The organism is Frankia sp. Hr75.2 (assembly GCF_949319125.1).
GTDB classification, from domain to species: Bacteria; Actinomycetota; Actinomycetes; order Frankiales; family Frankiaceae; genus Parafrankia; species Parafrankia soli.
In genome coordinates, this window is sequence record NZ_CASGGV010000058.1 from 1 (window position 1) to 9376 (window position 9376).

Sequence of the window (9376 nt, forward strand, 5' to 3'; positions counted from 1 at the left end):
GATTGGCTCCCCCTTTCTCGTGGCGCCACATGCCTAACGGCCTACCTACCGCATCAAGGACGGCTACGCTGTCACAAGCGATCACCTTTCGGGTGCCCCTTGACACGGCAGGCAGCTCGTTAGGCAAGTCCTCGTCGTCACCGGCGTCCGTCCCGACACCCGCCTCGCCACCCAGGCCGGCGCCACCCTCGCCCCCCGCGACGCGATCGTCGTCAACCAGCGCATAGAAACCGGTCTGCCCGACATCGACGCCGTCGGCGACTGCGCCCTCACCCACCACCGCCTCCTCGGCACCACCTCAACCCGGTCGAGGGAGTCTGGTCGCACCTGACACGATCCCTGGCGAACCTCACGAAACGCACTATCGATCAGCTCGCCGTGCTGGTCATCCGTCCCCTACGACGGACCCAGTACCGCCCGAACCTGCTCGCAGGGTTCATCGCCAGAACCGGACTCGATTTCCGACCTCCCTAACCCCGGCTTTTAAGCTCTCTACTGGCGAATCGCCAGCACGATCACCTCCGGTGGGAACCGGAACCCGGCGAACCCCGAGACCGGAGCCGGCGGACCGCCAGCACGCCGTTGTACCACCTGATCGTGACGCCAGGCGCCCCGACCGCCGGACCTTGCCCGTGTAGCAGCCCCCGCGAGCTTGGTGTCGGCAGCGGTTCGATCAAGAAGTAGGTGTGGTTGCGGTCGGGCGGGACATCCATTCAAGATCGCTTATCTTGACGTGGAGTTTCGCGGCGATCTGGTCGGAGGGGATTCCGGCGGCCAGGGATGCGCGGATCGCCTCGCCGCGCAGGTTGCGCAGGGCGAGTCGACGGGGGTGGGGCGTCCACATCAGTTCGTCGGCCAGCGACGCCCTGTCGAGGGGATCGGGCGTGTTCTCGACCTGCTCGTAGGACATCACGGCCATATGGTTACCGGTTATCGGACTTGAGGCAACAGGATGATGACATCTTTCTGCTCTGATCGGAGAGGTGTGAGTGTGTGGGCACCGCGTACGCGAGAGGCGGTGAGCGGAGCGCATTGCGCGTCGGTCAGCCGCGAGGGCTCTGGCCTCGTCCCTGATGGTGATTGAGAATGCCCGGGTGCCCCCGAGCCGGGCGGATCATCAGCCTGTTCCTTCGGTGTGGTGCCGCGACCGGACCCCAGGCGGGAGCGGCGCATACGCCTGGTCGTCGCGTAGTCTGCGAATCACTCCCGTGGGACGGGATCGTCGATATTCGCGGAGGCGACGGCGACGGTGAAGGACCCCGCGACAGGCCGCTGCCCACGTCGTCTCCTGATCGAATTGGCCGCGGTGCAACGCGCCCAGCCGGGCGGCCACGTCCTGTCCCGGATCGTGTTCGACGGGACCGTCGCCGAGCTTCATCTGCGTGGGCCGGACGGGGCACAGCGCGCCCGAGTACCGCTGACCGCGGACCGGACGGCCTGCCACGTCCTTCTCGGTGGATCCCGCTACCTGGCCGCACCGCCGGCCCGTCCTCGCAGACCGCTGCCAGTCGAGGAGACAGCGCGCGGACGGTTGTACTACGCCGATCTTCTCCATGATCTTGGATTGCGTGCCGACGGTCTGTCTTCCCACGGTCATCTTCTGCGTTACTCCCAGATCAGTTTCGATGGTGCCGTGGCCGATGTGGTTGTCGTCAACATCGAGAACCCTCATGGCAGGTACCGGTCGATCTTCGATGTCACGCACAGCTCCGGCCCGCCGATCAACGTCCCGTACGCCATCGCCGCGTGGATCTCTGATGGCCACGGCACCCCCGGACCCGATGGTGTCCTCGAACGCGTCGTCTTGGCCCAGCGACATCCCACCTGACCTCCACACCAGCCCAGATCGCCTCCTGATGCTGGCGGCCAGAGGCACGTCATCTGAAGCGGACCGGGAAGTGTTCGATGCCACGCAGGACGAGGTTCCTGCGGTAGGCGAGGTCGTCCGTGAGTAGTGTCATCGTGGTTCTGCGCCGGATCAGCTCGTGGAGCACGAGCTCCATCTCCAGCCGGGCCAGGGGCGCGCCGAGGCAGTAGTGGATGCCTAGGCTGAAGGTGAGATGACGCTTCGCGGGTGGCTGGCCCGCATACCGGGTGATGTCGAATCGCTCGGCGTCGGGGAACGCCTCCGGGTCGCGGTTGCCCGAGCCGAAGAGCAGGGCGACGCCGTCGCCGGCGCTGAAGGTGTGCCCGGCGAGCTCGGTTTGTTGGTGGGCGAGGCGGGTGGTCATGTGGACCGGCGAGTCGTAACGCAGCATTTCCTCGATGGCGGGGCCAGCAAGCTCCGGGTTGGTGCGGAGCAGGGCGTACTGGTCAGGGTTGCGGATCAGCGCCAGGATGCCGTTGCCGACCAGGTTCACGCTCGTCTCGTGCCCGGCGACCAGCAGCGTGACGCAGGTCGCCAGCATCTCGTCCTCGGTCAGGGCGTCGCCCTGCTCCTCGACGGCGGCGAGCTCGCTAATCAGGTCATCGGCGGGGTGGGCGCGACGCAGGGCGATGAGACCGCGGAAGTAGGCCACGAACTCACGGGCGGCGTCGGTGCGTGCCTCCCGTTCCTCGGGCGAGAGCAGCGGGTCGGGGTCGAACCCGCGGGCCAGCGCCCGCGACCAGCGCTGGAGGTCCGGGTGGTCCTCGGCCGGCGCGCCGAGCAGCTCGGCGATGATGGTCAGCGGTAGCGGGTAGGCCAGCGCGGTGATCACGTCGACCTCGCGGGCCTGGATGATCGCGTCGAACAGCTCCCTGACGAGCTGCTCGACGCGGGGCCGCAGGTTGGCCACGGTGCGCGGGGTGAACGCCTTGCCGACCAGGGCACGCAGCCGGGTGTGATCGGGTGGATCCATCCAGAGAAATGACGTCGGCAGGTCGACGTGTTCGACGCCGGGGTGGAACAGTTCCGCCTCGTGGGCGTGACTCCAGCTGTTGTCCTGGAGAATGGTCACACAGTCCTGGTAGCGGGTCACCAGGTGCACGCCCAGCGGGGTGAGAACGAGCGGCGTTGCCTCGCGGGCCGCCGCGTACCGGGGATACGGGTTCGGCCAGTGTTCGGGATCGAACGCGTCGAATGCGGCCTGCGGTGCGGCGGCGGGACGCCCGTCGACCAGATTGTGCGGTTCCCGCGACCGGTCCTGATCTGGCGCCTCGGCGTCCGTTTGGTCGACGCTCATCGTTATCCCTGCTCTCGGTGGAATTCGCTCGCTGGACGTCCCAGGTCTCGGTCCCGGGCTGTTCCCTCGACAGGGCCGCGGGGCGTTCAGGCCCGCAGGCGGACCGGGCAGGTGTCGAGTCCATGGATGGCGACGGTGTCGCGCCAGACCGGTTCGCCGGTCAGCGACAGCCCCGGCGCACGGCGCAGGAGCGTGTCCATGGCGATCTGGGTTTGCAGCCGTCCCAGGTGCGCGCCGAGGCAGTAGTGGATGCCCTCGCTGAGCGAGAGGTGGCGGGGCGCGGGGGAGCGCGCGGCGAACCGGGTGATGTCGAGGCGCTCAGGATCGTCGTAGACCGCCGGATCGCGGTTGGCGGCGGCGATCAGGACGACGATGCCCTCGCCTCGGGCGAACGTGCGCCCCCCGACCTCCCGTTCCTGGAGCGCGACCCGGTGGGTGAACTGCACGGGCGGCTCGTAACGGAGCAGTTCGTCCACGGCGTACGGGGCCAGTTCCGGGTTGGCCAACCACACCTCGATCTGGTCGGGGTTGCGCAACAACGCGACGAGACCCTTGCCGATCAGGTCGGAGACGGTCTCGTAACCGCCGATCAGCAGTCCGACGGAGAGCCCGAGCATCTCGCGTTCACTCAGGAGCGAGTCGCGCTCCTGAGCCACGCACATGTCGCTCAGCAGGTCGTCACGTGGGTCCTTGCGCCGCTGTGCGATCAGGCCGGCGAAGTAGGCCTCGAACTCCCGCATGGCCTCGGGCCGGCGCGCCAGGCTCTCGGGCGACTGCAGGATGTCCGGGTCGGTGCCCCGGACGATCTCCAGTGACCACTGCTTGACCGCGGTGTAGTCCTCCGGCGGGATGCCGAGCATGTCCCCGATGATGGTGAGCGGCAGCGGCCGGGCCAGGGCCTCCATCAGGTCGACCTCGCCGGCCTCGATCGCTGTGTCCAGCAGTTCGTTGACGAGCTTCTCGACCCGTGGCCGGAGGCCTTCGGTGTTGCGTGGGATGAACGAACGCTTGACCAGCCCCCGCATGCGGGTGTGGTCGGGCGGGTCCATCCGCAGCATCGAGCCTGGGACGTCGTCGGGATCCACGCCGGGGCGGAATGGGTTGATGCCGTCCTCGTAGCCGTGGCCCCAGAGCGCGTCGGTGAGAACCGCCGAGCACTCTTCGTAGCGCGTTGCCATCAGGATCTCGGGCGTGATGGGGTACAGGGCGGTGAAGTCGCGAACCAGCGCGTACCGCGGGTAGGGATTGGATCGGTGCACAGGAGCAAAGGCGTCGAACACAACCTGCGGCGCAGCGGACACGTCCACATCCCTCTTCCCGGTGGGAGTTGTCGCGGGAATCATGCCGGCGAAACGCCGCTGATGAAAGCCCCCGGCGACGGCTGCGAGGTGAAGACTTCCTGAACCGATCCGGTCACGACTTCGACGACGTGTCGAGGCTAGTTCATGCGTGCCGCGGCACGCATGAACTGTAAATCGGGCGATAAAGATAATGGATCGAAACGCGCGGGAGCGCTGGGAACACGGGTTAACATGTCTGCCGGGGCCCTGCGAACGCTGGATGATTTCGATGCGACCAGTGGGAGAGTTTGGTTTGTCAACCTACGTGTTGGACCAGGGGCATCCGGGGGAGCGCGCCCGCCTTCAGACAATGGCGCGGGAGTGGGATCCGGGGACCATGCAGGTCGTGAGCGCCCTGGGAATCAGCGCCGGGCATCACTGTCTGGAGGTCGGAGCCGGCGCCGGCTCTATCGCGCAGGCACTCGCCGAGGTCACCGGGCCGCAGGGGCACGTCCTCGCGGTGGACCGGGACGTCCGCTTTCTCGACGAGCTGCCGGCCGGGATCGAGGTCCGGTGCCTGGATGTCATGGTCGACGACCTTCCGCAGGAGGAGTTCGACCTGGTGCACGCGCGGCTGCTGGTCGCCCACCTGCACCCCCATCGGCACGCGCTGCGGCGGCTCGCGGCAGCGGTCGCCCCCGGCGGCTGGCTGCTGGTCGAGGAAGTCGACTGGACCTGCGCCGACCTGGTCGTTCCCACGGCGCCGATCCACACGGCCATGGTCCGTGCGCTGCAGCAGCTCATGGGTGAGCGGGGCGGGTTTGACGCGACCTACGGCCGCCGCCTGCTCGGCGACGTCCTGAGCCTCGGCCTCGCGGACGTGTCCGCCCAGTACCGCGGCGCACAGGCCCGTAGCACCAGCCAGTCGTGGGTGGCCTGGCAGCTCCTCGTGGAGCAGTTCCAGCAGGGCATCCTCCAGGCCGGCCTGATGACACAGCAGGAGGTGGACGAGTGGTGGTCACTCACCCGCGATGAGGGCAACCTCCTTGTCGGTGTGACGATGTTCGCCGTCCAAGCCCGGCGTCCCGACGGAGGAACCTGGCTGCCAGGTCTGGCCGCCGCCCAGGACTGACTGCTGGACGAGCTGCAGTAGCTCGCCGGCTCGGGACCTTGCCGACCTCCGCCCTGTGGGGTGCCAGAAGTCGGCCTGAGCCTGTGACCTGGGGCGATGCGCCGGCGCGGGGCCGGCATGGGGCCGGCCGCATGATGGTCAACTATGTCCGTGCGCCTGCTGTACCTGATCTTCGTTCGGGTCTGTGGCTGGCTGGTTCTACTCGGCCGCTCGTCGGCCGCCAAGGACTTGGAATTGCTGGTGCTACGGCATGAGGTCACGGTGCTGCGCCGTACCCAGCCCAAGCCCCGGTGGGACTGGGCGGACCGGGCGGTCCTCGCCGCCCTGATCCGGCTCCTGCCCAGGGCACTGCGCGCCCACCGGCTGATCACCCCCGACACCGTCCTCCGGTGGCACCGCCGCCTGATCACACGGAAATGGACCCACCCGCAGCGGACCGGACGACCACCGATCAGCCCGGAGATCGCCACGCTGATCAAGCGGCTCGCGACCGAGAACCCGACATGGGGCTACCAGCGGATCCAGGGTGAGCTCCTCAAGCTCGGCCACCGGGTCGGCGCCTCCACGATCCGCCGGGTCCTGAAGACCCTCGGGCTGCTCCCGGCACCGACACGGCAGACCGACACCACATGGCGGCAGTTCCTGCGTACGCAGGCGTCGACGATGCTGGCAGTGGACTTCTTCCACGTGGACTGCGCGGTGACGCTGCGGCGTCTGTACTGCTTCTTCGTCCTGGACGTCGGCTCCCGCACCGTCCACATCCTCGGGGTCACCGCCCACCCGGACGGACCGTGGACCACCCAGCAGATCCGCAACCTCCTCATGGACCTCGGCGACCGGGCCGCCGACTTCCAGTTCCTGATCCGCGACCGGGCCGGCCAGTTCACCGCCTCCTTCGACGCGGTCCTCGCCGACGCCGGCATCACCACAGTCACGATCCCAGCCCGAACTCCTCGGGCGAACGCCTACGCCGAACGGTTCGTCCGCACGGTCCGGACCGAGGTCACCGACCGGATGCTGATCTTCGGCGAACGGCACCTGCGCACCGTCCTGGCCGAGTACGCGGCCTACTACAACGGACAGCGACCCCACCGCGGCCGCGGCCTTCAACCACCACGACCCGACCACCCCATCGCCGACCTGACCAAGGAACGTCAAGCGCCGACCCATCCTCGGCGGTTTGATCAACGAATACGAACGAGCCGCCTAAAAGACCAGGTCAATGCCGGTGTCCGAGTTCTGGCACCCCACAGGCCCTGTCTGGCGGGCAAACGCGCAGGTCACCGCTCGAATCGGGGTTCTGGAGCCCCACAGGCATGGACACGGCTGATCCGGTGGGCGCGGGCTGGTGGCGTCGCTGCTGACCATGTAGCCCCCGGCCCCAGCACAGACAACGGCCAGTGACCCGATGTGGATCACTGGCCGTTGGCGTGCTCGCCGTGCGACGTCCCAGACCAGAGAGGGCGCGGCGAGGCTGACCACGGTGCCAGCTGGCCCCTACGATGAGCGCTGGCAGGGCCGTTCAGCGGCGGCGAACCCGGACGGCTCTGTCAGCCCCTCCATTTTTTCTCCCTTTCCCCATTGCGCCTTGCCTGACGGGCTGCCTGCCGTGTCAAGGGTCGCCCGTAGGGTGATTGCTTGCGACGGCGTAGCCGCCCTTGATGCGGTAGGTAGGCCGTTAGACCATGTGGCGCCAAGGGAAAGGGGGAAAATAACCGGCGGCCACCGTGAAAAGGTTCGTGTTACGGAACTGGCGTGACCTCCGCTGGAACGGTTGCCCTATAGCGGCGCTGATGTCATCCTTCACGGTAGGCGCCGCCCAGGTCCGCACCCTGGGCGGTGCTCTTATACGCGGGGGAAGGCGGCCGTGCGGGTAACCGGTCTAGCCGATCCCGCGCCGCTCCGACGCGCCGAACGGGCGGCCGGTCACTGACTTGCAACGGTGCGCTCATGTGCGGGAGACCGGGGCTTAGCCTCCATGGTCAGGCTACGGGCCAGCCTATCGGCTTCCTTTTTCTCTCCGGCACGGGACTCGACGACTTCCAGTGCGTGGTCAACATCTGACCGTTTCTGACCCACACGCAGCCCCACATCCCGGGGCTTTACGCCAGCGATGACGAGCGCGGCCATACAGATACGCAGGTGCCGCTTCGCCTCGATGCGCAAGGCGTCTGCTTCATCGAGAGACTTCACCGCCTCGTTGAGCAGGCCGTCGTACGGGTGTGGCAACTCAATGTCACGACGTTTCACCATTGCGCCTCCTGAAGAAACAGCGAGCGCGGTCCCGGTCCTTGCCTACACAGCCCCCGCCCGCTCACCGTGTTACTGGGCATGCTGCGCCTGCCAGACACGTGGTCGCCACCGCACCCACCTGCGCAGCGTTCACTCACCAAAGCGCGTCGCCACCGCCCGGCGCCACGCTGTCCGCACAGGTCCGCAGGGTGGGCCGGTAGGAGTCACCCAGTTAGGGAGGATCCGGCCGGACATCCCGCCGCGGAATCCTGAGTCCAGCGGTCTTTCGTCTGGACACGTCGGACATGGCCTTTGACGGGTCTGTTGCATTGCGGGAGGCAAGACATAGATTGCCCTGTCGATCGGGTGATCAGATCGTGAGGGTGAGCTCGGTAAACGCGGCTGTCAGCCGTGCGTGCGGGTCGGCGTCGATCCCGAGTTCGTAGTGGCCGCGGCGGATGTTCTGGACGAATGCATGACCTGCGCTGATCGTCTGGGCGGAGCGCAGCCGTTTCAGTCCGCGCATCGGGCGGATCCGGGCTTTGAGTCTGCTGTGGTCGGATTCGATTCGGTTGTTCTCCCGGGCACCGTCGACGTGGCAGGCCTCGGGGAGCAGCTCGTCGAGGAGCCTTGGGTAGACGGGGGCCTTGTCGGTGGTGACCTCGACGGGCCGGCGCCCGTGGGACAGCGCCTGGGCGAAGAACCGGCGGGCGGCGGCCTGGTCGCGTCGTCCGCTGGCGAGGACGTCAATGACCTGTCCGTGCTGGTCAACCGCTCTGTACAGGTAGGTCCACCGGCCGGCGACCTTGACGTAGGTCTCGTCGACGAACCATCGGTCACCATGACGGTGCCGACACGGCCGGGCGGCGTCCACGAGCAGGGGCGTGAAGCGCTGGACCCACCGGTAGACCGTGACGTGGTCGACCTCGAGGCCGCGTTCGGCCAGCAGCTCCTCGACGTCCCGGTACGACAGCGCGAACCGCAGGTACCACCGCACCGCCAGCACGATCACCTCGGGAGGGAACCGGAACCCGGCGAACTCCGACGTCGGAACCGGTGGATGGACACGACGTCGGCGCATAACTCGATCATGACTGATCGGTCGCCAAGAGGGCGGACTTCGCCAACGCAACAGTGCCACTCTGTGGGAGCCCGGGGGTGCGATCCCCCCGGGCCACCCGACCAAGGTCTGGCAGCTCGCTGCCGCGACCAAGCCGCCGCCGGGGTCGGTCCGGACTGAGTACGGCAACGTGTTCTGGATCTGGCGCTGATCTTGTGATCGAACTGGCCCTGCCTTGATCGACTATTGCTGGCGGGCTGCAACCATCGGGGCGGTTCATAGGTCAATGCGCGTATCGGGGTTCATGGAGCCCCACAAGCCTGACCACCGACGGCTGAGGCAGCAAACCGCGACACCGAACTAAAAGACCCGGGTGGGCCAGCCGAGGAACGGCCGGCCCACCCGGCGACGTCAGTCACCATACTGAGCCGCTTATGCTCCCTCGACCGGCCAATCGTTGCTCACGCAACCGCTGTCAGTTCACCGTCAGACAGACAGACGAGCGGTC

7 protein-coding genes and 3 pseudogenes are annotated in these 9376 nt (G+C 67.5%); 4 read left to right on the forward strand and 6 right to left on the reverse strand.

The genetic code is table 11. The features are described from left to right. Positions 1-178 precede the first annotated feature (178 nt). Positions 179-331 (forward strand): annotated as a pseudogene (locus AC559T_RS06375) (hypothetical protein); the annotation flags it as partial. A gap of 167 nt (positions 332-498) precedes the next feature. Here the strand turns inward: AC559T_RS06375 and AC559T_RS06380 are convergent. Continuing rightward, positions 499-591: pseudogene (locus AC559T_RS06380) on the reverse strand (IS6 family transposase); the annotation flags it as partial. Between the two features lie 82 nt (positions 592-673). Then, positions 674-913, reverse strand: coding sequence for a hypothetical protein (locus AC559T_RS06385; RefSeq protein ID WP_498868079.1), 240 nt, complete (start codon positions 911-913; stop codon positions 674-676). Between the two features lie 393 nt (positions 914-1306). Here AC559T_RS06385 and AC559T_RS06390 point away from each other — a divergent pair, with 393 nt between their 5' ends. Continuing rightward, positions 1307-1828, forward strand: coding sequence for a hypothetical protein (locus tag AC559T_RS06390; RefSeq protein WP_498868080.1), 522 nt, complete (start codon positions 1307-1309; stop codon positions 1826-1828). A gap of 49 nt (positions 1829-1877) precedes the next feature. On the opposite strand, the gene AC559T_RS06395 is transcribed toward AC559T_RS06390, so the two are convergent. Continuing rightward, positions 1878-3164: a cytochrome P450 gene (locus tag AC559T_RS06395; RefSeq protein ID WP_498868081.1), complete on the reverse strand. Its 1287-nt coding sequence runs from the start codon at positions 3162-3164 to the stop codon at positions 1878-1880. An 86-nt stretch (positions 3165-3250) separates the two neighbouring features. After that, a complete protein-coding gene (locus tag AC559T_RS06400) occupies positions 3251-4465 on the reverse strand; it encodes a cytochrome P450 (RefSeq protein ID WP_498868082.1) in 1215 nt (404 codons plus the stop codon). A 376-nt stretch (positions 4466-4841) separates the two neighbouring features. On the opposite strand from AC559T_RS06400, the gene AC559T_RS06405 reads away from it, so the two are divergent. Both AC559T_RS06405 and AC559T_RS06410 read left to right on the forward strand, forming a co-directional pair. After that, on the forward strand, positions 4842-5576 hold the full coding sequence (locus AC559T_RS06405) for a class I SAM-dependent methyltransferase (RefSeq protein ID WP_498868083.1): 735 nt from the start codon (positions 4842-4844) through the stop codon (positions 5574-5576). 144 nt (positions 5577-5720) lie between these two features. Then, a pseudogene (locus tag AC559T_RS06410) lies at positions 5721-6786 on the forward strand (transposase). 716 nt (positions 6787-7502) lie between these two features. Here the strand turns inward: AC559T_RS06410 and AC559T_RS06415 are convergent. Then, a complete protein-coding gene (locus tag AC559T_RS06415) occupies positions 7503-7829 on the reverse strand; it encodes a hypothetical protein (protein WP_498868084.1) in 327 nt (108 codons plus the stop codon). Positions 7830-8178: 349 nt separating this feature from the next. Then, positions 8179-8889, reverse strand: coding sequence for an IS6 family transposase (locus tag AC559T_RS06420; RefSeq protein ID WP_498868085.1), 711 nt, complete (start codon positions 8887-8889; stop codon positions 8179-8181). Positions 8890-9376 lie beyond the last annotated feature (487 nt).